The organism is Pseudomonas sp. FFPRI_1 (assembly GCF_055384485.1).
Window position 1 is genome coordinate 1694920 of the sequence record NZ_AP029168.1, and the last position, 20988, is coordinate 1715907.

Annotated in this window: 28 protein-coding genes and 1 pseudogene; 19 read left to right on the forward strand and 10 right to left on the reverse strand. The window is 60.8% G+C overall.

The genetic code is table 11. The annotated features are described in order from the left end of the window. Nucleotides 1–3: 3 nt before the first annotated feature. The 14 genes and pseudogenes from ACZ5BO_RS07610 to recX all read left to right on the forward strand — a co-directional run bounded on the left by ACZ5BO_RS07610 (nt 4) and on the right by recX (nt 9384). The gene (locus ACZ5BO_RS07610) at nt 4–1044 is read left to right on the forward strand and encodes a phage baseplate assembly protein (RefSeq protein WP_464699058.1); all 1041 of its coding nucleotides are present in this window, start codon (nt 4–6) and stop codon (nt 1042–1044) included. Between the two features lie 108 nt (nt 1045–1152). Then, the gene (locus ACZ5BO_RS07615; RefSeq protein ID WP_464699060.1) at nt 1153–1659 is read left to right on the forward strand and encodes a phage baseplate assembly protein V; all 507 of its coding nucleotides are present in this window, start codon (nt 1153–1155) and stop codon (nt 1657–1659) included. A gap of 2 nt (nt 1660–1661) precedes the next feature. Further along, nucleotides 1662–2060 carry a phage GP46 family protein gene (locus ACZ5BO_RS07620; protein ID WP_025127705.1) on the forward strand — a complete coding sequence of 133 codons (399 nt, stop codon included), beginning with the start codon at nt 1662–1664 and terminating at the stop codon, nt 2058–2060. Next, entirely contained in the window at nt 2050–3090 is a 1041-nt protein-coding gene (locus ACZ5BO_RS07625) for a baseplate J/gp47 family protein (protein WP_025127706.1), read from the forward strand. The genes ACZ5BO_RS07620 and ACZ5BO_RS07625 overlap by 11 nt, the downstream gene beginning before the upstream one ends. Continuing rightward, complete coding sequence (locus ACZ5BO_RS07630; RefSeq protein WP_025127707.1) at nt 3078–3677, forward strand: YmfQ family protein; 600 nt, start codon at nt 3078–3080, stop codon at nt 3675–3677. Before ACZ5BO_RS07625 ends, ACZ5BO_RS07630 begins: the two co-directional genes overlap by 13 nt. 11 nt (nt 3678–3688) lie before the next feature. Then, nucleotides 3689–4564, forward strand: a pseudogene (locus ACZ5BO_RS07635) (phage tail protein); the annotation flags it as partial. 278 nt (nt 4565–4842) lie between these two features. Further along, nucleotides 4843–5223 (forward strand): phage tail assembly chaperone, encoded by a 381-nt coding sequence (locus ACZ5BO_RS07640; protein WP_025127708.1) that lies wholly within the window; start codon nt 4843–4845, stop codon nt 5221–5223. 49 nt (nt 5224–5272) lie between these two features. Further along, entirely contained in the window at nt 5273–5836 is a 564-nt protein-coding gene (locus ACZ5BO_RS07645) for a glycoside hydrolase family 19 protein (RefSeq protein ID WP_464699063.1), read from the forward strand. Between the two features lie 108 nt (nt 5837–5944). After that, nucleotides 5945–6460, forward strand: a complete 516-nt coding sequence (locus ACZ5BO_RS07650; RefSeq protein WP_464699065.1) for a hypothetical protein — start codon at nt 5945–5947, stop codon at nt 6458–6460. 69 nt (nt 6461–6529) lie between these two features. Next, nucleotides 6530–6706, forward strand: coding sequence for a Com family DNA-binding transcriptional regulator (locus tag ACZ5BO_RS07655; RefSeq protein WP_080966908.1), 177 nt, complete (start codon nt 6530–6532; stop codon nt 6704–6706). An 18-nt stretch (nt 6707–6724) separates the two neighbouring features. Further along, nucleotides 6725–7087: a hypothetical protein gene (locus tag ACZ5BO_RS07660; RefSeq protein ID WP_464699067.1), complete on the forward strand. Its 363-nt coding sequence runs from the start codon at nt 6725–6727 to the stop codon at nt 7085–7087. A gap of 184 nt (nt 7088–7271) precedes the next feature. Continuing rightward, nucleotides 7272–7772: a CinA family protein gene (locus ACZ5BO_RS07665; RefSeq protein WP_464699069.1), complete on the forward strand. Its 501-nt coding sequence runs from the start codon at nt 7272–7274 to the stop codon at nt 7770–7772. Nucleotides 7773–7855: 83 nt separating this feature from the next. Beyond that, nucleotides 7856–8908, forward strand: a complete 1053-nt coding sequence (gene recA, locus ACZ5BO_RS07670) for a recombinase RecA (protein ID WP_025127715.1) — start codon at nt 7856–7858, stop codon at nt 8906–8908. An 8-nt stretch (nt 8909–8916) separates the two neighbouring features. Beyond that, a complete protein-coding gene (gene recX, locus ACZ5BO_RS07675) occupies nt 8917–9384 on the forward strand; it encodes a recombination regulator RecX (protein ID WP_464699071.1) in 468 nt (155 codons plus the stop codon). Nucleotides 9385–9424: 40 nt separating this feature from the next. Here recX and ACZ5BO_RS07680 read toward each other — a convergent pair whose 3' ends face one another. After that, on the reverse strand, nt 9425–10543 hold the full coding sequence (locus tag ACZ5BO_RS07680; RefSeq protein WP_464699073.1) for an LOG family protein: 1119 nt from the start codon (nt 10541–10543) through the stop codon (nt 9425–9427). Nucleotides 10544–10995: 452 nt separating this feature from the next. On the opposite strand from ACZ5BO_RS07680, the gene ACZ5BO_RS07685 reads away from it, so the two are divergent. Beyond that, on the forward strand, nt 10996–11190 hold the full coding sequence (locus ACZ5BO_RS07685) for a hypothetical protein (protein WP_025127718.1): 195 nt from the start codon (nt 10996–10998) through the stop codon (nt 11188–11190). Here ACZ5BO_RS07685 and ACZ5BO_RS07690 read toward each other — a convergent pair whose 3' ends face one another. Beyond that, nucleotides 11191–11616, reverse strand: coding sequence for a quorum-sensing-regulated virulence factor family protein (locus ACZ5BO_RS07690; RefSeq protein ID WP_025127719.1), 426 nt, complete (start codon nt 11614–11616; stop codon nt 11191–11193). 191 nt (nt 11617–11807) lie between these two features. On the opposite strand from ACZ5BO_RS07690, the gene ACZ5BO_RS07695 reads away from it, so the two are divergent. Next, nucleotides 11808–12521, forward strand: coding sequence for a tRNA-uridine aminocarboxypropyltransferase (locus ACZ5BO_RS07695; RefSeq protein WP_464699075.1), 714 nt, complete (start codon nt 11808–11810; stop codon nt 12519–12521). On the opposite strand, the gene ACZ5BO_RS07700 is transcribed toward ACZ5BO_RS07695, so the two are convergent. Both ACZ5BO_RS07700 and ACZ5BO_RS07705 read right to left on the reverse strand, forming a co-directional pair. Beyond that, nucleotides 12502–13410, reverse strand: a complete 909-nt coding sequence (locus tag ACZ5BO_RS07700) for a DMT family transporter (protein WP_025127721.1) — start codon at nt 13408–13410, stop codon at nt 12502–12504. The two genes, ACZ5BO_RS07695 and ACZ5BO_RS07700, sit on opposite strands and share 20 nt — an antisense overlap. An 87-nt stretch (nt 13411–13497) precedes the next feature. Further along, a complete protein-coding gene (locus tag ACZ5BO_RS07705) occupies nt 13498–13656 on the reverse strand; it encodes a hypothetical protein (RefSeq protein ID WP_157838069.1) in 159 nt (52 codons plus the stop codon). Between ACZ5BO_RS07705 and erdR the strand changes: the two genes are divergently transcribed. Then, on the forward strand, nt 13649–14299 hold the full coding sequence (erdR, locus tag ACZ5BO_RS07710) for a response regulator transcription factor ErdR (protein WP_025127722.1): 651 nt from the start codon (nt 13649–13651) through the stop codon (nt 14297–14299). The two genes, ACZ5BO_RS07705 and erdR, sit on opposite strands and share 8 nt — an antisense overlap. 75 nt (nt 14300–14374) lie before the next feature. Further along, nucleotides 14375–14737, forward strand: coding sequence for a diacylglycerol kinase (locus ACZ5BO_RS07715; RefSeq protein ID WP_025127723.1), 363 nt, complete (start codon nt 14375–14377; stop codon nt 14735–14737). Nucleotide 14738: 1 nt separating this feature from the next. On the opposite strand, the gene ACZ5BO_RS07720 is transcribed toward ACZ5BO_RS07715, so the two are convergent. Next, nucleotides 14739–15665 (reverse strand): LysR family transcriptional regulator, encoded by a 927-nt coding sequence (locus tag ACZ5BO_RS07720; protein WP_464699078.1) that lies wholly within the window; start codon nt 15663–15665, stop codon nt 14739–14741. A 119-nt stretch (nt 15666–15784) separates the two neighbouring features. Between ACZ5BO_RS07720 and fpr the strand changes: the two genes are divergently transcribed. Next, nucleotides 15785–16564, forward strand: a complete 780-nt coding sequence (gene fpr, locus ACZ5BO_RS07725) for a ferredoxin-NADP reductase (protein ID WP_007923929.1) — start codon at nt 15785–15787, stop codon at nt 16562–16564. A 119-nt stretch (nt 16565–16683) separates the two neighbouring features. Here fpr and tsaA read toward each other — a convergent pair whose 3' ends face one another. The 5 genes from tsaA to rimO form a co-directional block, all read right to left on the reverse strand. Next, entirely contained in the window at nt 16684–17379 is a 696-nt protein-coding gene (gene tsaA / locus ACZ5BO_RS07730; protein WP_464699081.1) for a tRNA (N6-threonylcarbamoyladenosine(37)-N6)-methyltransferase TrmO, read from the reverse strand. A 76-nt stretch (nt 17380–17455) separates the two neighbouring features. Continuing rightward, entirely contained in the window at nt 17456–17917 is a 462-nt protein-coding gene (locus ACZ5BO_RS07735) for a YehS family protein (RefSeq protein ID WP_025127726.1), read from the reverse strand. A 61-nt stretch (nt 17918–17978) separates the two neighbouring features. Next, nucleotides 17979–18689 (reverse strand): rRNA pseudouridine synthase, encoded by a 711-nt coding sequence (locus ACZ5BO_RS07740; protein WP_025127727.1) that lies wholly within the window; start codon nt 18687–18689, stop codon nt 17979–17981. 82 nt (nt 18690–18771) lie between these two features. Then, nucleotides 18772–19245 (reverse strand): GNAT family N-acetyltransferase, encoded by a 474-nt coding sequence (locus tag ACZ5BO_RS07745; RefSeq protein ID WP_025127728.1) that lies wholly within the window; start codon nt 19243–19245, stop codon nt 18772–18774. Between the two features lie 117 nt (nt 19246–19362). Then, complete coding sequence (gene rimO, locus ACZ5BO_RS07750) at nt 19363–20700, reverse strand: 30S ribosomal protein S12 methylthiotransferase RimO (RefSeq protein ID WP_464699084.1); 1338 nt, start codon at nt 20698–20700, stop codon at nt 19363–19365. Nucleotides 20701–20988 lie beyond the last annotated feature (288 nt).

The following is a 20988-nucleotide window of genomic DNA, read 5'->3' on the forward strand; positions in this document are numbered from 1 at the left end:
TCCATGGACGAACTGGCAAATATCGTCACCCTGACGGTGGACGGGCTGGACTACAGCGGCTGGAAAAGCGTGGAGATCACGGCGGACCTGGAGCGCCAGTTCCGCACCTTCAGCCTCAACATCACCTGGCAATGGCCGGGGCAGGATGGGCAGGTGCGGATCCGCCCGGGCGCTCGCTGCCAGGTGCGCATCGGTTGCGACCTGGTGCTCACCGGGCATGTCTACCAGGCGCCGGTGAGCTACGACGGCAAGCAGATCAGCCTGAGCATCCAGGGCAGCTCCCTGACCCAGGATCTGGTGGATTGCGCGGCGATCAACCGGCCGAGCCAGTGGCGCCAGCAGGATGTGCTGAGCATCGTCCGCGCCCTGGCCGGCTCTTACGGCGTGGGAGTGCGCAGCGAGATTGCACCTACCAGCAAGTTGCACACCCACAGCATCGTGCCCGGGGAGACAGTGTTCGCCTCCATCGACCGTTTGCTGACCTTGTACCGGGTGTTCTCCACCGATGATGCCGACGGCTACCTGCTGTTGGCGGCACCAGGCAGCGGCGGGCGTGCCGGCGATGCGCTGGAGCTGGGCAAGAACATTCTCTCGGCCAATGCGCCGATGGACTTTTCCGCGGTGTTTTCCGAGTACCGGGTGATCGGCCAGCACAAGGGCAGCGACCAGAGCAGCGGTGTCGCGGTCTGCGAGGTGTCCGGCCAGTCCAGCGATACCAGCGCCCCGCGCAAGCGAGTGACGGTGATCAACGAAGCGGCGCAACTGAGTGCCGAACTGGCTCAGCAGCGGGCTGACTGGGAGTGCGGCACCCGCACCGGCAAGGCGCTGACCACCACCTATCAGGTGCAGGGCTGGCGCCAGAGCAATGGTGATTTGTGGCGACACAACACTTTGGTGCGGGTCATCGACCCGGTGCTGGGTTTCGACCAGGACATGCTGATCTCCAAGGTCACCTGGTCGCTGTCCGACCGGGGTTCCATCACCACCTTGCAGGTGGCGCCGCCGCAGACCTTTGACGCCAACCCCGGCTCGCCCAAGGCCTGAAACCTGAGCCACCCGTAGGAGCCGGCTTGCCGGCGAAGGCCTCCTGCCTGAAACCGCGCAATCCCCGTTCGCCGGCAAGCCGGCTCCTACCCTCCGAAGGAACCCAGCATGAGCCTACTGACACGCCTGTTGGCGCGGGGCACCGTGGTGCTCGCCCACTCGGCCAACAAACTGCAATCGCTGCAAATGCGCCTCACCGCCGGCGAGGTCAACGACGACATGGAGCATTTCGAGCCTTACGGTTTTACCAGCAACCCCCTGGCCGGCGCCGAAGGCATCGCCACCTTCCTCGGTGGCGATCGCTCCCATGGGGTGGTGCTGGTGGTGGCCGACCGGCGCTATCGCCTCAAGGCGTTGGCCGCCGGTGAAGTGGCGATCTACACCGACGAGGGCGACAAGATTCACTTCAAGCGCGGGCGGGTCATCGACATCGACACCGCCACCTTGAATATCCGCGCCAGCAGCGCTGTCACCATCGACAGCCCGACCCTGAGCATGAGCGGCAAGATCGTCTCCCAGGGCGATCAGGTCGCCGCCGGCATCAGCCAGATCAATCACGCCCACAGCGGCGTGCAACCCGGCCCGGGGCAGACCGGCGCGCCGGTGGGAGGTTAAGCATGTTCGCCACCTATGACCTGAAGAACGCCCTGACCCGAGCGGTGGAAATCAGCCTGTTCACCTGGCGCCGCGCCGCCGATGACGACGCCCTGGACGACGACCAGCGCTATGGCTGGTGGGGCGACAGCTTTCCCAGCGTGGCCGACGACCGTATCGGCTCGCGGCTGTGGCTGCTACGCCGGGTCAAGCTGACCCGGCAGACCCAGCTCGACGCCGAGTTCTATGCCCGTGAGGCCTTGCAGTGGCTGATCGACGATGGCCATTGCAAGGCGATCGAGATCCTCAGCGAACGCCTTGATGCCCAGCGCCTGAATCTGCGCACGGTGCTGATCCTGGCCGACGGTGAGCGCCTGGACATCAACCCCATTCACAGTTGGCAGGTGACCTATGCCGTTTGAAACGCCTTCGCTGCCGGTGCTGATTCAGCGCACCCAAAGCGACCTGGCCAGCGATTCGCTGCGCCAGTCCGATGCCCAAGTGCTGGCCCGCACCCTGAGCGGGGCCGCCTTTGGCCTGTATGGCTACCTGGATTGGATCGCCGAGCAGATCCTACCGGACCAGGCCGATGAGTCGACCCTGGAGCGCATCGCTGCCCTGCGCTTGAACCAGCCACGCAAAGCTGCTCAAGCGGCCACTGGCAGCGTCAGTTTCACTGCTGCGGCCGGTGCGGTGCTGGATGTCGACACGCTGCTGCAGAGCAGCGACGGTCGCAGTTACAAGGTGACCGCGGCCCGCACCACCAGCGCTGGGCTCAACCGCACCACGATCCAGGCGGTCGATGGTGGCGCCCTGGGCAATGCCGATGCCGGCCTGAGCCTGATCGCGGTACAGCCAGTGCAGGGCATCAGCAACCCGTTCACGGTGCAGGCCCCGGGCCTGACCGGAGGTGTGGCCAAGGAAAGCCTCGAGTCCCTGCGGGCCCGGGTGATCCGCTCATACCGGATCATTCCCCACGGCGGCTCGGCGGACGACTACGAAACCTGGGCCCTGGAATGTCCAGGAATCACCCGTGCCTGGTGCCGACGCAATTATCTGGGGCCAGGCACCGTGGGCCTGTTTGTCATGCGTGACGACGATGCGCAACCCATTCCCAATGCTGAGCAACTGGCGTTGGTGGCGGCCTACATCGAGCCGCTACGTCCGGTGACGGCCCAGGTGTATGTACTGGCCCCGGTGATGCAGCCGGTGACCTACAAACTGCGCCTGACTCCCGACACCAGCGCGGTGCGTGCTGCGGTCGAGGACCAGTTGCGCGACTTGCACAGCCGTGAGGCCGGCCTTGGCCAGAGCCTGCTGTTGAGTCATGTCCGCGAAGCCATCAGCAGCGCCACCGGCGAGCAGGATCACCGGCTGCTGGCACCGTTGGCCGATGTCCCTGCCGGAAACAACCAACTGCTGGTATTCGGAGGTTGTGAATGGCAGCCCTGAGAAGTGCCGCCCAGTACCAGGAGCAACTGCGCAGCCTGCTGCCCAGTGGCCCGGCCTGGGATCCGGAGCGGGTGCCGGAGCTTGAGCGAGTGTTGCTGGGCCTGTCCCAGGAGCTGGCGCGCATCGACGCCCGAGCCGTGGACCTGCAAAACGAGATGGATCCGGCCGGCGTCAGCGAACTGGTGGCCGATTGGGAAAAGGTCATGGACCTGCCCGATCCCTGCCTGGGCCTGGCCCCGCTGTTCGAAGACCGGCGCCTGGCGGTGCGCCGGCGCTTGCTGGCCGTCGGCAGCCAACGCGCCGCCTATTTCGTCGAGATCGCCCGCAGCCAGGGTTACCCCAACGCCAGCGTCAGCGAACAGAGCACCCCGCGTATGGGGCGTTCACGCTTCGGCCAGGCGCACTTTGGCACCTGGCGAGCGAACTTCATGTGGACCCTCAATACCGGCGGGCGCTTGCAACTGGGCCGGCGCTTCGGCGCGAGCTATTGGGGCGAACGTTTTGGCACGAACCCGGGCAGCGCCCTGGAGTGCCTGATCCATCGCAGTACGCCGGCGCATACCCAGGTGTACATCAACTATGACTAGAGGATGAACGAGTGGATTATCCAAAGAGTGTGGCCAGTGTCGGGCTGGTCAATGGCAAGTTTGTCGATGAGAACCCGGTCACGGGGCAAGTCGGCTCATTGATTTCTTCCGAGTGGGGGAATGCGGTGACTGATGAACTGCTCAATGTGATTCGAGCCGGAGGCAAGCAGCCGGCCGAAGCCGAGCATGATCAGTTGCTGGCGGCGATCCAGAAGATCGTCCGCGATTCGATTCCGCCGGAGAAGATTCGTACCACCCTGGCCGAGTATGGGATTACCGATGCCTATACCAAGTCGGTGACCTACACCAAGGCCGAGATCGAGGCGCTGCTGAAGAACATGTCGGCCTTGCCGGTGGGGGCCATGGTGCCGTTTCCCAAGGGCACGGTGCCGGCGGGGTTCCTGGAGGTGGATGGCAGTGTGCAGAGCGCTGCGGCTTATCCGGATCTGGCGGCGTACCTGGGCATGACGTTCAACACGGGGGGGGAAGGAGTGGGCAACTTCCGCTTGCCTGAGACGCGAGGGGAGTTCCTGAGGGGATGGGATCATGGGCGTGGCATGGATGGTGGGAGAATCATTGGTGGTGCCCAGGAAGATACTCTGCAGAACATCACGGCGAGTCTGTCGAGTGACCCTGGAGCGCTCTATCAGTTTCTGGGTGAAGGTACGCTAGCGTCTTCTGGGGCTTTTGGTTCCACGAGCCGGCAAGGAAGTAGTTTCGCTGATGGCCCCACTACAACTGTCACGGCGAGCCTGACGTTTGACGCGTCTCGATCTGTTCGGACATCTCACGAGACGCGCCCTCATAACATTGCGGTCATGTGGTGCATCAAAGCCTGGAACGCCCCAGTCAATCAGGGAACCATCGACATTGCTGGCTTGGCCGCAAACGTTTCAGCCCTAGGTTCCAGGCCACGTAGCCTGGGGGATGGACAGGCTTGGCAGAACGTCACGGCTAGCCGCGTTTCAGGCACCGTCTACACCAACACCACTGGCCGCCCAATTCAGGTCCAGGTATCAATAAACTCCGGTGCAGTTTCTGCTACTTGCGGGGGGGTGACTGTGACAAATATTGCATATTACACAACGTTCGTTGTACCGGCCGGTGCTACCTACTCGGTGACGCTTAATAATGCGGTTAGTCCGCTTTGGTCGGAGCTACGTACATGAAGTACTTCCATAACCCCCAGGCAAACAATGTCCATGCTTATGATGACGATGCCCTCGCGCACTTCATTCCGAGCCATCTGGTGCCGATGTCCGAACAAGAGGTGCAAGCCTACATCAACAGTGCAACCGCATCATTGCCTGCGACTCAGGGTAGCGAGCGCAATTGGCGTGATACCGAGTTGGCTTCGTTAATGTGGCTGCGTGAGCGTCACCACGATCAGCTGGAAATCGAAGCGACGACGACACTCACGGCCGTTCAATTCAAGGAGCTGCTTGTGTATCTGCAGGCCTTGCGCGACTGGCCACAGTCCTCGGATTTTCCGGATACCCAGTACCGTCCTGTGGCGCCTTCCTGGGCCGCCGAGCAGACCGAGTAGACGCCCCGCATTGTCGGGGCGTTTTTTATCCAACCTCGAAAACCAGACCATGCCTATCACCGAACAACAACTGCAACAAATCCTCCCCAACGCCCGCCGCCAAGCGGGCGTTTTTGTTTCTCCACTCAACACCGCCATGGCCCACCGGCAGATCGATACGCCGAAGCGCCAGGCGGCCTTTCTCGCCCAGATCGGCCACGAATCCGGGCAACTGCAATACGTGCGCGAGCTCGGCAGTGATCAATACCTGAGCAAGTACGACACCGGCACTCTCGCCGCGCGCCTGGGCAATACACCTGAGGCCGATGGCGATGGCCAGCGGTATCGCGGGCGTGGGCTGATCCAGATCACCGGCCGCAGCAACTATCGCCAATGCAGCCTCGGGCTGTTCGGCGATGAACGCCTGCTGGAATTGCCGGAGTTGCTGGAGCAAGCGCAATGGGCTGCCGAATCGGCAGCCTGGTTCTGGGAGCGTGGCGGGCTCAATGCCCTGGCTGATCGCGACGAGTTCAACAGCATTACTCGGCGGATCAATGGCGGTCTGAACGGCCTGCAGGATCGTCTGCAGCTCTGGGCCAGGGCGCGGGCGGTGCTGTGTTTGCCGGTGGTGTGAGGGCTGCCGTCTGAAGGTCCTGCGGACCTTTTCGCAGCCTGCGGCAGCGGCTATAGGTTTTTTTGGCAGGCTGGGTGATTCATTTCATGCCCGCCTCAGGAGGGCTTGATGAATATCCGTAGCTGGCTGGCCATCGCTGTGGCGGCCGGGTTGCTTTATGCACTCGGCTACGTCAGCGGCGCCGGCAGTGAGCGCAGTAACAACCAACGCCTCGATGAGGCTCGTCTCAAACAATCCTTTGAACAAGGCCGGGCCCTGGGCACGGTCAGGGAAAAGGTGGTGGTCGAGTACGTCGACCGTATCGTCAAGGTCTATCAGGCGGGCGCCACCATCACCAAGGAGGTTCCTGTCTATGTCTCGAAAGCGGCTGATAGAGCCTGCGTTGTGCCTGATGGTTTTGTCCGGGTGCACGACGCCGGCGCCGCCAACCTGCCCGTGGCCGGAGGCCCCAGCGTCACTGATGGCGCCGCCTCGGGCCTTGCACTCTCTACCGTCGCCGCCAGCGTCGTCGACAATTACAGCGAATGCCATGCCAATGCCGAGCAATTGAAGGCGTTGCAGCAGTGGGTGCGCGAATCCCAGGCTGTGCTGGGGGGCGCTTCGGCAGCCGAGCAGCGGCACTGAGAGTAGAGGGACACAACGTTGCCCACAAGTACGGGATAACAGTGAGGACACCATCAAACGGATATGCCGATGCTAAAAGAGTGCAGATGCGGTCATTGCAAAAGACTGCTCGCCCGAGTGGGTGAGTTTACCGAGCTCCAGATCAAATGCTCCCGATGCGGGACCTTGAATCATGTGAAGGCTACGAGCCTCGAGCAAACGCCTTTGAGCGATATGAATGCGGATTCTCCGCGCACAATCACTTGACCTAATAAGGTGTAAAAAATGGACGCAGTACCAGTTGGTAACCACTTCGTATCGATTTACCCAATTCCCAGCGGTGTAACTACCATCGTTGACCCGGCCTCTAACACTAGCGGAGTTATCATTCGCACGGGGTATATCGCCCCTTCGAATGGAGCTGTTGACGTTTATTGTGGCGTCACCGCACCGAAAATTGTTGGTGATAGAACTGTGCCGATTATCTTCTCTGGTAACGGGAACAGCGCCGCTGGATCGCATTCTGAGGTGGTGTTGCCCTATCCGCTCTTTGTTCCAGCAGGCAAGGGCCTGTGGCTTGGTACTTCAGTGCCTGCAACTACTCCGCGTCCGGCAGGTATTGCCCTGACCTGGGACTTGCTGGCTTGAATCAGGCGTAGCGCTTTGAGCCCTGCCTTTGTCTTCGTGGCAAAGGCTTGGGTTGTAAATTTACTGAGAATTTTGGCAAGAGTTAAGGTTTTGGAGGGCTGTGTAGTCGCTCTACGGCTTAGCACTTGCAAGCCACCTCGCCTGGTGTACGGTAGGCACACGCCAGCCCCATCAGGAGAGGACTGTGAAAGAAATTACCCAGCTTGCCGCTGAACTCGGCAGGCGTCTGCAGGTTCTGAATGCCCACGTCACCACGGCGGAGTCCTGCACAGGCGGGGGGATCGCCGAGGCCATTACGCGAATTCCGGGAAGCTCGGCCTGGTTCGAGGCCGGTTATGTCACCTATTCCAATCGGCAGAAAACCCAGCAACTGAATGTGCCGACGGAGTTGTTCACGTCGGTCGGTGCAGTCAGTCGCGAAGTGGTCGAGGCGATGGTTCGGGGCGCTCAGGCCAAAAGCCATGCGCGTTTCGCTGTGGCCGTCAGTGGCATCGCCGGCCCCGACGGTGGCTCCGCGCAGAAGCCAGTGGGTACGGTGTGGCTGGCCTGGGGCGCGGGAGAGACACTGACCACCGAGTGCCGACACTTTCCCGGTAACCGTGATGAGGTCCGCCGACAAACGGTGAAGGCCGCGTTAGAGGGGCTGTTGCAACATGCCGCGGCAGAAATCGCAAATCAGGGGTAGGCGATCCTCGAACGCTGTGGAATAATACTGGCTACTTATACAGGTGTTGGCCGTCAGGCCTTATTGATTACGTGAGGACTTTAATGGACGACAACAAGAAGAAAGCCTTGGCTGCGGCCCTGGGTCAGATCGAACGTCAATTCGGCAAGGGTGCCGTAATGCGTATGGGCGATCACGACCGTCAGGCGATCCCGGCCATTTCCACCGGCTCTCTGGGTCTGGACATCGCGCTGGGCATTGGCGGCCTGCCAAAAGGCCGTATCGTTGAAATCTACGGTCCTGAGTCGTCCGGTAAAACCACGCTGACTCTGTCGGTGATCGCTCAGGCACAGAAGGCCGGCGCTACGTGTGCATTCGTCGACGCCGAGCACGCACTGGATCCGGAATACGCTGGCAAGCTGGGGGTTAATGTCGATGACCTGCTGGTGTCCCAGCCGGACACCGGCGAACAGGCCCTGGAAATCACCGACATGCTGGTGCGCTCCAACGCGGTTGACGTGATCATCGTCGACTCCGTGGCGGCCCTGGTGCCCAAGGCTGAAATCGAAGGCGAAATGGGTGACATGCACGTGGGCCTGCAAGCCCGTCTGATGTCCCAGGCGCTGCGTAAAATCACCGGTAACATCAAGAACGCCAACTGCCTGGTGATCTTTATCAACCAGATCCGCATGAAGATCGGCGTGATGTTCGGCAGCCCGGAAACCACCACCGGTGGTAACGCGCTGAAGTTCTACGCTTCGGTTCGCCTGGACATCCGCCGTACCGGTGCGGTGAAGGAAGGCGACGAAGTAGTCGGTAGCGAAACCCGGGTCAAGATCGTCAAGAACAAGGTGGCTCCGCCGTTCCGTCAGGCCGAGTTCCAGATTCTTTACGGCAAGGGTATCTACCTCAACGGCGAGATCATCGACCTGGGTGTGCTGCACGGTTTCCTGGAAAAATCCGGTGCCTGGTACAGCTATCAGGGCAACAAGATCGGTCAGGGCAAGGCCAACTCGGCCAAGTTCCTGCAGGACAACCCGGAGATCGGCAACGCGCTGGAGAAGCAGATCCGCGACAAGCTGCTGACCGCTTCGCCAGACGTCAAGGCCAACCCGGTCAAAGAAACGTCAGACGACATGGCTGACGCTGATATCTGATTGATCCAATGACCGCCGTACTCGATACCCTCGTCGCGGTGCGGCGAACTGCAATGGACCTGCTCGCGCGACGCGAGCACGGTCGAGTCGAGCTGACGCGTAAACTGCGTCAGCGCGGCGCCCCTCCTGAAATGATCGAAGCCGCCCTTGACCGTTTGACGGAGGATGGGCTGCTGTCCGAATCCCGTTACCTTGAAAGCTTTGTGTCCTACCGTGCCCGTTCGGGATATGGACCCATGCGTATCCGTGAAGAACTCAGCCAGCGTGGTTTGCAACGCAGCGATATCGAGCTCGCCTTGCGCGAGTGCGGTATTGACTGGCAGGAGCAACTGCAAGATGTCTGGCGGCGCAAGTTTTCTGGGCAGTTGCCTGTGGATGCCCGGGAGCGTGCCAAACAAGGGCGTTTTCTGAGTTATCGCGGCTATCCCATGGAAATGATCGGCCGCTTGTTGAGTGGCCGAAACATCGACGACTGACGCCATACCCGCTGCATGATGCAGCGGGCGCCGGCGGTGGTCAGATGGTTTTGCTGGTTTCTCTTTCGCGTTGATTGGCCTTGGGTTGAGGCCTGGACCAGTTCTCTGGCAGGTTGATGAAGTCGATCAACTCGCGCAGCCGGCCGTTATCTCGGGCATTGAAGGCGAATGACAACCGTGCCAGGTGGCTGAATTGCACGTCGTCGTGTTCCTCTGCGCTGTAGGCATGTTGCTGAAATTGACCGCTCAGGCACAGGTCGGCGAATACCGTCTGCATAGACATCAGGGCCTGTTCATTGAGGTTGTAGTTCATGCGGATGACGAACTGCTGCTTCAACCAGCGGCTGGAGTGGAAGTTGGCATAGAACTGCTGGATCTCCTCGACGGCTTCTTCGGTGCTGTGTACCAGGCGGACCAGCTTCATGTCGCTGGGCAGGATGTAGCGGTTGGCCTCCAACTGGTTATGGATAAAGTCCAGGGCGCCTTGCCAGAACTGCCCGCCAGGCACGTCGAGCAGCACCACCGGTACCAGTGGGCTTTTGCCGGTCTGGATCAGGGTCAGTACTTCCAGGGCTTCGTCGAGAGTGCCGAAACCACCGGGGCAGAGCACCAGGGCGTCGGCTTCCTTGACGAAGAACAGCTTGCGGGTAAAGAAGAAATGGAATGACAGCAGGTTGTCGGTGCCGCCGACCGTGGGATTGGCATGTTGCTCGAAAGGCAGGGTGATGTTGAACCCCAGGCTATGATCCAGCCCAGCACCGTCGTGGGCTGCGGCCATGATGCCGCCGCCGGCGCCGGTAATGACCATCAGGTCAGATCGAGCCAGAGCCGCTCCCAATTCCCTGGCCATGGCATAGAGCGGGTGTTCGCTGGGGGTGCGTGCCGAGCCGAATACCGTCACTTTGCGTCGGCCCTTGAACTGTTCCAGTACCCGAAAAGCGTGTTCCAGTTCGCGCAGCGCCTGCAGGGTGATCTTGGCGTTCCAGCGGTTGAGGTCGTCCGCGGCCATTCGCAGGATGGTCAGGACCATGTCGCGATACAGGGGGAGATTGGGGCTGTTGGGGGCAATCTGGTTGAGCTGTGATTCGACCAGGTTCGTGAGGTCGACACCGCCGTTGTCAATGTGACGGTTTGAAAGATCGTTCGATGGGTAGGGCATTCAGATTCTCCTTCTGCACAGAACCTTGTGCACGGCCGAGATATTCGAACGTGCCACGACACTGCCTGTGTCGCTGTCTGCTCAGCTCAACGGGTGAGCCTTCTTCTAACGTGATCACTGCTGACAGTTGCCGGGCAGTGCTCAAGTCATCCACAGAGGTCCTGCTTTCCTTTATTGAGAAAACAACTGCACTGCAAGACGCCAAGGGGCGGCCTCCTGAACCGCCCATAAGCCATCAATGGCATGTTTCGGACAGGCCTTGATCATGTGCCCATGAAGTCTGGGCTGGCAACCGCTTCTTGCTGATTCCACGGGGCTCGGCGCCGCTGGTCAGGAGGCGTGGCAAGGGTTCGAGGCTCTGATTTACTAAGGTACAGCCCAGGTTCAGGAGCAAGTGCTCCGGCAAGGGCGAGGGTGCTTTCACCGGTGCAGCCGAGGGCATGGAGGCAGGGATGACGACTGTCATGCTGGATATCGATACGTCGCTGTATCAGCTGTTGCAAGCTGCAGCCGCGGCCCATCATTTGAGCCTGGAGCAAGAGTGTCGGCGCCGATTGGCCGCAGAAGAACGGCCCTCGCGCTATTTGCAGGCCCTGGTGGCAGAGTTGCGCGCCGATGATCAACAGCGGCGCGCTACCCGTTCGTGATCACTTTTTCTTTTGCGCACCCTGCGAAGGGCAGTCCGATTCCTGAAAGCGCGCCGAGGCTACCGGGCGGTTGGTGCGGTTTTCGGTGAACTCGTACCGCATGATGGCGCCCTTGGCCATCAGTTTGCGGTAGTTGGGGTTGCGACAAACACTGGCACCTAGTTGCAGGTAGACCGCCTTGGGGTTGGCGCGCATCTGTTCGGCGTGGCCGGCCTGCACGCTGAGGTGGTTGATCAGTTCCTTGCCTTCAACGGTATAACCCTGGTCGAGAATGTTCTCGTTGATTTCCCGAGGAGTGCCGACGTTGCTCTCCGCAGCGACCTTTTCCAGCATTTTGCCCAGTTCGAACTCTTGCAGGGACGCAGCCTGGACGCCCAGGGGCAGGGCCAGCAGCAGGGCGACGGTAGGGATGGTAAAGCGCAACATGAAACTCTCCTGGTGCAGTGACTGATGCTTCGACCCGCCACTCGACTGTGCGTTCAGTGGCGACGAATTATAGGGGGAGTGCCAGGCAGGCGGTACAGGTTTGAACAGATAGCTCTGATAAACTTGTCCGACTTTTTACCCTCTTGAGTGTTTCCCGTGTCTATTCCTTTGCTGTACCGGTGTGGCCCGCGATGAGCCATGCGGTATCCCGTCTACGTGATTTACGTATGGAGCGTTCGCTCAAGCCTTTCTTCGCACGGGGCTCACGGGCTGAACGTTGCTCGCGCTGTCGGGTGATTCCCAGCCATTGCCTGTGTGCCTGGCGGCCGAGTGTCAGTGCCAAGTCGGCCATGTGCCTGGTGATGCATGATGTCGAACCGCTCAAGCCGAGCAACACCGGTTGGCTGATTGCCGATGTGATTGCCGACACCTGGGCGTTTCACTGGGCCCGTACTGAGGTCGATCCGCAGCTGTTGGCATTGCTCGCCGATCCTCAATGGCAGCCTTATATCGTTTTTCCGGGGGAGTTCGTGGCGCCTGAGCGGGTGGTGGGCGAAGTCAGGCAGGAGCCGGGCAAGCGCCCACTGTTCATCCTGCTGGATGCGACCTGGAGCGAAGCCCGCAAGATGTTCCGCAAGAGTCCTTACCTGGAGCATTTGCCGGTCTTGAGCCTGTCCTCCGAAAAGCTCTCGCGCTACAAATTGCGCCGTTCCAAGCGTGATGATCACTTCTGCACCGCCGAAGTGGCGGCCCTATGCCTGGACCTGGCAGGGGACGAACAAGTCAGCCAGGTACTGGATGCCTACCTGGATGTGTTCAGTACCCACTACCTGTCGGCGAAGTTCCAGAAAGCGATCGATCCGGATGACGAGGTGCACGCCCGTCTCAAGCCTTTTGTGTCGTAGTGGGAGGCAGCTGGGGCTTCTGCGGCCATAGCTGGGCCACCAGCATCCCGCAGAGCATCAGTGCGCAGCCGAAGTAGCCGCGCATCTGCAGTGACTCATCCAGCAGCCAGGCCCCGGCAATGGCGGCAAATACCGCCTCAAGGGACAGGATGATCGCGGCGTGTGACGCAATCGCATCCTTCTGCGCAATCACCTGCAAGGTGTAGCCGATGCCGACGGCAATCACCCCGCCGTAGAGAATCGCAGGGCCCGCGGCGACAATCGCGTCCCAGTGAATCGGCTCCAGGCACAGTGCCAGGATCAGGCTTGCCACCGAGCAGGTGGCAAATTGCAGGAATGCCAGGCGAATCGGGTCATGCCGGCTGGCGAATACACCCACCAGGATGACGTGCCCGCCCCAGACAAAGGCGCCGATCAATTGCAACCAATCGCCCGAAGCCACATGAAAGCTGTCACCGACGCTCAGCAGGAACATGCCCACCACGGCCAGTGCGGCGCCGAGCCAGGTTCCCAGGCCAGTCTTGTGGCCGATCAACAGCCCCAGCAGCGGCACTACAATGACATAGAGACCCGTGATGAACCCGGCGTTGGTGACACTGGTAAACATCAGCCCGACTTGCTGCAGGTTGATTCCCAGGGCGAGGGCCAGGCCCATCAGTACACCGCCCAGCAACAATCCGCGATTGAGCAAGGGCTCGGGTTGGCGATCGGCGGAAGTTCGGCGCAGCACCAGTGGCAAGAGGCACAGCGAGCCCAGGGCGAAGCGCAGGCCGGAATAGAGGAAGGGGCCGATGTGATCCATACCGGAGGTTTGTGCGACGAACGCCGAACCCCAGATGACCGCAGTAATCAGCATCAGGACATCGGCACGCAAGGCTTGGCTTCGCATGATGGCTCTCTTATTAGTTAGCCGGCTACGATGCCGCAAAGTTTCATGCTTGACCACCCCGGCTTCGCTGGGCATGCTTGGCGCCGATTAGGGCGCCAGCGCTGTTTCGACCCGCGCGCCGTGCAGGTTTTTCGCGGTGTTTGTGCTCTTCGGGTGCCGAATTCTGGCGCGCTCCCGTGTTGCTTTGGTGAGGATTGAATGCATCAGTCCTGCCATGAAAAACAGGATCATCTGAAAAATGGCCACATACGAAATCCTGATTGCCGATGACCATCCGCTGTTTCGCGGAGCCCTGCATCAAGCTGTCACTCTGGGGCTCGGGCCCGATGTGCGCCTGGTGGAAGTGGCGAGCATTGCCGAACTGGAAGCCCGCCTCACTGAAAAAGCCGATTGGGACCTGGTGCTGTTGGACTTGAACATGCCCGGCGCCTATGGTTTTTCCGGCCTGGTGCTGTTGCGCGGGCAGTACCCGCAAATTCCGGTGGTGATGGTGTCGGCGCAGGAAGAGGCGAGCGTCATGGTGCGCTCCCGTGAGTTCGGGGCCAGTGGCTTCATTCCCAAGTCCAGTTCTCTGGAGGTCATTCAGCAGGCCGTGCGCAGTGTGCTCGACGGCGATGTCTGGTGGCCGCCACAGGCTTTTGAGGAGGTCAGTGTCTCGGCCGAGGTCAAGGCTGCCAGCGAAGGATTGGCCAGCCTGACACCCCAGCAGTTCCGAGTCTTGACCATGGTCTGCGAGGGCTTGTTGAACAAGCAGATCGCCTATGAGTTGAGTGTCTCGGAAGCGACGATCAAGGCGCATGTGACGGCGATCTTCCGCAAGTTGGGAGTGCGTACCCGCACTCAGGCAGCGCTGCTGCTGCAACAACTTGAGTCAATTTCCAGCCATTGATCGGCTGTTTGTTCACGCTTTTTTGACTTTTGTTGAACTAGCTTCCCCACTCCTTTTTCTGCAGTTGCCCAGCTTATGTCGCCTTTCAAAGGTCAAACCGGTCTTAAACGTATCCTTAACGCCGCCGGCTATTCGTTCGATGGCTTGCGCGCGGCGTTCACTGGCGAGGCGGCATTTCGTCAGCTGGTGTTGCTCAACGTGATCCTGATTCCCCTGAGCTTTTTGCTCAATGTCAGCCGGGTTGAGCGGGCGCTGCTGATTGCCGTGTGCTTGCTGGCGCTGATTGTCGAGTTGCTCAATTCGGCAGTGGAAGCGGCCATCGATCGGATTTCCCTGGATCGCCATCCCTTGTCGAAAAACGCCAAGGACATGGGCAGCGCCGCGCAGTTTGTCGCCTTGAGCATGATCACCATTGTCTGGGCGGTGATCCTGCTCTGAGCTAGGGAATGCTCGGCAGGACGATTTCGTCGCTGCGTTGCACCCCGGCGGTAAAGGCGCGGCACAGCTCGAGAAATTCACGCATGGCCGAGGTCTGGTACTTCTGCTTGTGCCAGATGAAGTAGAACTGCCGGGCCAGGTCCAGGCCCGGCGTCTCCACCGGCACCAGGCTGCCGCGACGAAATGCGTCCCGCAGCGCCAGCCTCGATATGCAGCCAATCCCCAATCCCGATTCCACCGCGCGCTTGATGGCTTCGGTGTGTTCCAGTTCCAGGCGAATGTTCAGCGCGCTGCGGTGATGACGCATGGCCTGGTCGAAGGTCAGGCGGGTTCCGGAGCCCTGTTCGCGAAGAATCCAGGCTTCATGGGTCAACTCCTCCATGGTGGCCTGGCCGCGTTTGGCCAAGGGGTGCTGGGGCGCGCAGAACACCACCAGTTCATCCTCGACCCAGGACTGCACTTCGATATCCGGGTGGCTGCAGTCACCCTCAATTAGACCCAGATCAATTTCGTAATGGGCGACCTGTTGCACGATATGCGCAGTGTTCTGCACATGGAGCTTCACCTGACTTTCCGGGTGCTGTTGCATGAAGCTGCCGATCAGCAGGGTTGCCAGGTAGTTGCCGATGGTCAGGGTGGCGCCGACCGAGAGGGAGCCGAATCCCGACTTGCCATTGAGCAGGTCCTCGATTTCCTTGGCCTGGTCCAGCAGGGCCACCGCCTGGGGCAGCAGTTGCTTGCCCAGGGCGTTGAGGCTCAGGCGCTTGCCGGCGCGGTCGAACAGTTGGCAACTGGATTGGCGCTCGAGCTCGGTGATCGAGGTGCTGGCCGCCGATTGGGAAAGGGCCAGCAGCCCGGCAGCACGAGAAACACTCTCTTGCTGGGCGACGGCGACGAAGACTTGCAGTTGACGGAGAGTAAATCGCATATCGATATAACCGATAACCCTTATCTTAATAATCCAGTTAACAGATATTGTCGCCGCCATTAGAATGCTGTGCAATTGCGCTCATGGTCAGCGCAGGCAATTTCTAGGAGCCCCCGTACATGAGCAACATGAACCACGAGCGTGTCCTCAGTGTTCATCACTGGAATGACACTCTGTTCAGCTTCAAGTGCACCCGCGATCCGGGTCTGCGCTTCGAGAACGGTCAGTTCGTGATGATCGGCCTGCAACAGCCCAATGGCCGTCCGCTTATGCGTGCTTACTCCATTGCCAGCCCGAACTGGGAAGAGCATCTCGAATTCTTCAGCATCAAGGTTCCAGACGGTCCGTTGACTTCCCAGCTGCAACATTTGAAGGAAGGCGACGAGATCATCATCAGCAAGAAGCCAACCGGTACCCTGGTACTGGATGACTTGAAGCCGGGCAAACATTTGTACCTGCTCAGCACCGGCACCGGCCTGGCGCCGTTCATGAGCGTGATCCAGGATCCGGAAACCTACGAGCGTTTCGAAAAAGTGATCCTGTGCCACGGCGTACGCTACGTCAACGAAGTCGCCTACCGCGAGTTCATCACCGAGCACCTGCCGCAGAACGAGTTCTTCGGTGAAGCCCTGCGTGAGAAGTTGATCTACTACCCCACCGTGACCCGCGAGCCGTTCGAGAACGAAGGCCGCCTGACCGACCTGATGCGCAGCGGCAAGCTGTTCAGCGACATCGGCCTGCCGCCGATCAACCCGCAGGACGACCGCGCCATGCTGTGCGGCAGCCCGAGCATGCTCGATGAAACCAGCGAAGTGCTCAACAGCTTCGGCCTGACCGTTTCGCCGCGCATGCGCGAGCCGGGCGACTACCTGATCGAGCGCGCGTTCGTCGAAAAGTAGGCGCGAGCTTGCTCGCGAAGAGCGCCCGGGCAACGCATTCGCGCTGCCTGGGCGGCTAGCAGACACAGAAAAGCCCGCGTTGCCTTTCCAGGCAGCGCGGGCTTTTTCGTTTCCGGGATTCAGCCTGCGGGGACCACTTCCAGTACCCGGATCAGCCCTGGCTCGGGGTAATGCCAGCGCACGTCCAGGTCCCAGAACTGGGCACCGTACTCCCGCTCGGCAGTGGGCACCTGGTAGGCCGGGCGCGGATCCTGGGCCAGGCATTGCTCGATCAGCTCCACCAATGGCTCCTGAAGGCGCTGAGCGTGGATCTGAGCCTGTTGCAGGGCAATGTCCTGCCACTGCACCGGAATAATCTGTGGCGCGGCGCTGGCGATCTCATTGCTCGCCGTGGAGATGATGTCCGCGTAGGGCACGTAGGGCTTGATGTCGAGAATCGGCGTGCCATCCAGCAGGTCGATGCCGGAGATCCACAGGCGGTTGGCCTCGACCTTGTCCAGCTTGACCACCGACTGGCCGATGCCATTGGGTCGGTGGGTGGCCCGGGTGGCAAACACCCCCATGGACTTGTTGCCTCCCAGGCGCGGCGGGCGCACCTTGAGTCGCGGCTTGTCTTCCAGGGCCTGGTGAAACAGGAACAGCAGCCAGACATGGCTGACCTGCTCCAGCCCCTGCACTGCATCGCCCTGATCGAAGGGCGCCACCAGTTCCAGGACGCCGCGGGCGGCTGGCGCCAGTTGTGGCTGGCGCGGGATGGCGAACTTTTCCTTGAAGCAGGAGCGCACGAAGCCGATGGGGGAAACGCTGTAGGTCATTTGGCAAGCCTCAAGCTTTGAGCTGCAAGCCGCAAGCTACAAGCCTTGAACTTGCAGCTTGAAGCATGCGGCTGTCTTAAGCTCTAACACGCAGGGTCAGGCCCTTGAGGAAGTTGCGTAGCAGTTGGTCGCCGCATGGGCGGTAGTTGGTATGGCCGAACTTGCGGAACAACGCGCTCAACTCAGGCTTGGACACCGGAAAGTCGGCTGCCTTGAGCACCGCGTGCATGTCATCTTCCTTCAGTTCGAAGGCCACCCGCAGCTTCTTCAGGATGATGTTGTTGGTCACAGGCAGTTCGATCGGCAGTGGTGGACGGCTGTCGTCCTTGCCGCGCTTGAAGATCACCAAGCCATCGAGGAAGTGCGCCATGACTTCGTCTGGGCAGTGCACGAAACCTTCTTCCTCGTCCTTCTTCAGGTAGCTGACGACGTCGTTCAGGCTGACCTTGAAACCGGTGAGCTGGATGATTTCGACGACTTTCTTGTCGCTGATGTCGAGCATGTAGCGCACGCTGCGCAGTACATCGTTATGAATCATGTCTAGTGTCCTGATCAATGCGTGTTGGCGCCGCACAGAGGGCGCGGCGCCGAAATGGGGCTTAGAACTTTTCCTTGGCCGACAGGTAGCGCCATTGGCCCAGCGGCACCTTGCCGATGGACACGCCGCCGATGCGGATACGGCGGATGGCGACGACCTTGAGGCCGACGGCCTGGCAAAACAGCGCAATCACGCCCGGCTGCGGGTTCTTCATGGCGAAGCGAAGACGGTTTTCGTTCTGCCAGCTGGCTTTCACCGGCGGCAGCTCGCGGCCTTTGTAGGTCAGGCCGTGGTTCAGGCGGTTGAGGCCGTGGTCGATCATCTCGCCCTCGACCTCGACCACATATTCCTGCTCGATCTTGGCGGCGTCGGCGGTCAGTTTGCGCAGCACCTTCCAGTCCTGGGTGAACACCAGCAGGCCGCTGGCGTTGGGCTGCAGGTCAGCGCTGGCGGTCAGGCGCAGGAAATGCCCGCGCAATGGACGTTTGCCATAGCGATGCTCCTCGGACAGGCTGTCGGCGCCGATGGACTGCAGGGCGCTGTCCAGGTCCTGGCCGGCGGGCACGTTGAGCAGGATGGTCACCGGCTCTGGCGCGGTGGCCTTGGCCTCGGGGTCGAGGGCGACGGTTTGCGTGCCGACCTTGAACTGCGGTTCGTCGATGACTTCGCCGTCTACGGTGACCCAGCCGCCCTCGATGAACAGTTCGGCCTCCCGGCGGGAGCAGCCAACCAGTTCGATGAGGCGTTTGGAGAGACGAATCGGGTCGGTCATGACAGGGGCCGTAACAAAAGGGGGCAGCCATTGTACCTGCCCGGCGCCGGTTAATCGCCCATCGATTTTCCGGCTGTGGCTATTAGCCGCGCCGGGCCTGCAGCAAGGGTTGCTTCAGGCGCATGTGCAGCAGCGGGTAGGGCTGGCCCATGCCGTCCTGTTCCGAGCGACCGATGACCTCGAAGCCCTGCTTGAAGTAGAACCCCAGGGCTTGCGGGTTCTGTTCATTGACGTCCAGTTGCTGGGCATTCAGGTGCTCTACCGCGTAATGCAGCAGTTGCCGGCCCAGGCCCTGGCCACGGTGGGCCGGGTCGATGAACAGCATTTCGACCTTGCCCGCCGCGACCCCGGCAAAACCGGTGATGCGCTGGCGCGGGTCCCGCGTGCAGATCAGCATCACCGCGTCCAGGTAGCGGCTCAGCACCAGCTTTCTGAGCAGTTCGATGTAGCTGTCCGGGAGAAAGTCGTGGGTGGCGCGTACCGAGGCCTCCCAGACCTGGGTCAGTTCCGGGTAGTCGCTGAGCTTGGGGGTATGGATGACCGGGTGTTGGCGCATGCGCCTGTCTCTTGTGTGATCGGCTGCAGTGATTGCAGGCCCGCCAGAAGCAAACGATAGACCGAAAAAAGCCCCGCATCTCGTGGCGAGAGCGGGGCTTGGCAGTTTTTTTACGCCTTACAGGGTTTCGGCCCAGAGGTCGTATTCGTCGGCGTCGGTCACCCGGCACCAGACCTTGTCGCCCGGCTTGAGGTCGCCGGCGCCATCGATGAACACGTTACCGTCGATTTCCGGGGCGTCGAAGAAGCAGCGGCCGACCGCGCCGTTTTCGTCGACTTCGTCGATCAGCACTTCGATTTCCTTGCCGATGCGCTGTTGCAGGCGTGCCGAGCTGATTTCCTGCTGGTGCGCCATGAAGCGCTCCCAACGGTCCTGCTTGACCTCGTCCGGGACCACTTCCAGGTCCAGGTCGTTGGCCGGAGCGCCTTCCACCGGCGAGTACTGGAAGCAACCGACGCGGTCCAGCTGGGCTTCGGTCAGCCAGTTCAACAGGTACTGGAAGTCTTCCTCGGTTTCGCCGGGGAAGCCGACGATGAAGGTCGAGCGGATGATCAGCTCGGGGCAGATTTCGCGCCAGTTCTTGATCCGCGCCAGGGTCTTGTCTTCGAAGGCCGGGCGCTTCATGGCCTTGAGCACTTTCGGGCTGGCGTGCTGGAACGGGATGTCCAGGTACGGCAGGATCTTGCCGGCGGCCATCAGCGGGATCAACTCGTCCACGTGCGGGTAGGGGTACACATAGTGCAGACGGACCCACACGCCCAGGGTGCTCAGGGCCTCGCAGAGTTCGGTCATGCGGGTCTTCACCGGCGCGCCGTTCCAGAAGCCGGTGCGGTATTTCACGTCCACGCCATAGGCGCTGGTGTCCTGGGAGATCACCAGCAGTTCCTTGACCCCGGACTTGACCAGGCGCTGGGCCTCGTCGAGTACATCGCCCACCGGGCGGCTGACCAGCTTGCCGCGCATCGACGGGATGATGCAGAAGCTGCAGCTGTGGTTGCAGCCTTCGGAAATCTTCAGGTAGGCGTAATGCCGCGGGGTCAGCTTGATGCCTTGGGGCGGCACCAGGTCGATCAGCGGGTTGTGGTCCTGTTTCGGCGGCACCACTTCGTGCACCGCACTGACCACTTGCTCGTACTGCTGCGGGCCAGTCACTGCCAGCACGCTAGGGTGCACGTCACGGATATTGCCTTCTTCCACGCCCATGCAGCCGGTGACGATGACCTTGCCGTTTTCCTTGATGGCTTCGCCGATCACTTCCAGGGATTCGGCCTTGGCCGAGTCGATGAAGCCGCAGGTGTTGACCACCACGACATCGGCGTCCTGGTAGGTGGAGACGACGTCATAGCCTTCCATGCGCAGTTGAGTAAGGATGCGCTCGGAGTCGACCAGAGCTTTTGGGCAACCCAGGGATACGAAACCGACTTTCGGGTTGGCCGGCGCGGAGGGGGTGGACATGTCTAACCTCGGTATGGGGTGTCGAATCACTTGGGGGGCAAGTGCGACGCTTGGGCGCTGGCTGCGCCTCTGATCAAAAAGTGCGCAATTCTAGCGATGGTCGAGGCGCTTGACCAGCTTTATGCAGGGGAAATACGACGAGCGCTGGACTATGCTTCCTTCCGTTATACCCGGTGGTTTTCATACGGCGTTAGTTAGGCCGCAAGTGGTAATAAAAACCTGCAAGTTACCTGGAAAACTGCACAAGTTTAAAGAATAGCCCTTGTATAACCTTGCGCTTTCTATATA

Coding starts and splice junctions, on each gene's coding strand:
- ACZ5BO_RS07610 (WP_464699058.1), top strand. CDS start 4: ATGGACGAACTGGCAAATATCGTCACCCTGACGGTGGACGGGCTGGAC.
- ACZ5BO_RS07615 (WP_464699060.1), top strand. CDS start 1,153: ATGAGCCTACTGACACGCCTGTTGGCGCGGGGCACCGTGGTGCTCGCC.
- ACZ5BO_RS07620 (WP_025127705.1), top strand. CDS start 1,662: ATGTTCGCCACCTATGACCTGAAGAACGCCCTGACCCGAGCGGTGGAA.
- ACZ5BO_RS07625 (WP_025127706.1), top strand. CDS start 2,050: ATGCCGTTTGAAACGCCTTCGCTGCCGGTGCTGATTCAGCGCACCCAA.
- ACZ5BO_RS07630 (WP_025127707.1), top strand. CDS start 3,078: ATGGCAGCCCTGAGAAGTGCCGCCCAGTACCAGGAGCAACTGCGCAGC.
- ACZ5BO_RS07640 (WP_025127708.1), top strand. CDS start 4,843: ATGAAGTACTTCCATAACCCCCAGGCAAACAATGTCCATGCTTATGAT.
- ACZ5BO_RS07645 (WP_464699063.1), top strand. CDS start 5,273: ATGCCTATCACCGAACAACAACTGCAACAAATCCTCCCCAACGCCCGC.
- ACZ5BO_RS07650 (WP_464699065.1), top strand. CDS start 5,945: ATGAATATCCGTAGCTGGCTGGCCATCGCTGTGGCGGCCGGGTTGCTT.
- ACZ5BO_RS07655 (WP_080966908.1), top strand. CDS start 6,530: ATGCTAAAAGAGTGCAGATGCGGTCATTGCAAAAGACTGCTCGCCCGA.
- ACZ5BO_RS07660 (WP_464699067.1), top strand. CDS start 6,725: ATGGACGCAGTACCAGTTGGTAACCACTTCGTATCGATTTACCCAATT.
- recA (WP_025127715.1), top strand. CDS start 7,856: ATGGACGACAACAAGAAGAAAGCCTTGGCTGCGGCCCTGGGTCAGATC.
- recX (WP_464699071.1), top strand. CDS start 8,917: ATGACCGCCGTACTCGATACCCTCGTCGCGGTGCGGCGAACTGCAATG.
- ACZ5BO_RS07680 (WP_464699073.1), bottom strand. CDS start 10,543: ATGCCCTACCCATCGAACGATCTTTCAAACCGTCACATTGACAACGGC.
- ACZ5BO_RS07685 (WP_025127718.1), top strand. CDS start 10,996: ATGACGACTGTCATGCTGGATATCGATACGTCGCTGTATCAGCTGTTG.
- ACZ5BO_RS07690 (WP_025127719.1), bottom strand. CDS start 11,616: ATGTTGCGCTTTACCATCCCTACCGTCGCCCTGCTGCTGGCCCTGCCC.
- ACZ5BO_RS07695 (WP_464699075.1), top strand. CDS start 11,808: ATGAGCCATGCGGTATCCCGTCTACGTGATTTACGTATGGAGCGTTCG.
- ACZ5BO_RS07700 (WP_025127721.1), bottom strand. CDS start 13,410: ATGCGAAGCCAAGCCTTGCGTGCCGATGTCCTGATGCTGATTACTGCG.
- erdR (WP_025127722.1), top strand. CDS start 13,649: ATGGCCACATACGAAATCCTGATTGCCGATGACCATCCGCTGTTTCGC.
- ACZ5BO_RS07715 (WP_025127723.1), top strand. CDS start 14,375: ATGTCGCCTTTCAAAGGTCAAACCGGTCTTAAACGTATCCTTAACGCC.
- ACZ5BO_RS07720 (WP_464699078.1), bottom strand. CDS start 15,665: ATGCGATTTACTCTCCGTCAACTGCAAGTCTTCGTCGCCGTCGCCCAG.
- fpr (WP_007923929.1), top strand. CDS start 15,785: ATGAGCAACATGAACCACGAGCGTGTCCTCAGTGTTCATCACTGGAAT.
- tsaA (WP_464699081.1), bottom strand. CDS start 17,379: ATGACCTACAGCGTTTCCCCCATCGGCTTCGTGCGCTCCTGCTTCAAG.
- ACZ5BO_RS07735 (WP_025127726.1), bottom strand. CDS start 17,917: ATGATTCATAACGATGTACTGCGCAGCGTGCGCTACATGCTCGACATC.
- ACZ5BO_RS07740 (WP_025127727.1), bottom strand. CDS start 18,689: ATGACCGACCCGATTCGTCTCTCCAAACGCCTCATCGAACTGGTTGGC.
- ACZ5BO_RS07745 (WP_025127728.1), bottom strand. CDS start 19,245: ATGCGCCAACACCCGGTCATCCATACCCCCAAGCTCAGCGACTACCCG.
- rimO (WP_464699084.1), bottom strand. CDS start 20,700: ATGTCCACCCCCTCCGCGCCGGCCAACCCGAAAGTCGGTTTCGTATCC.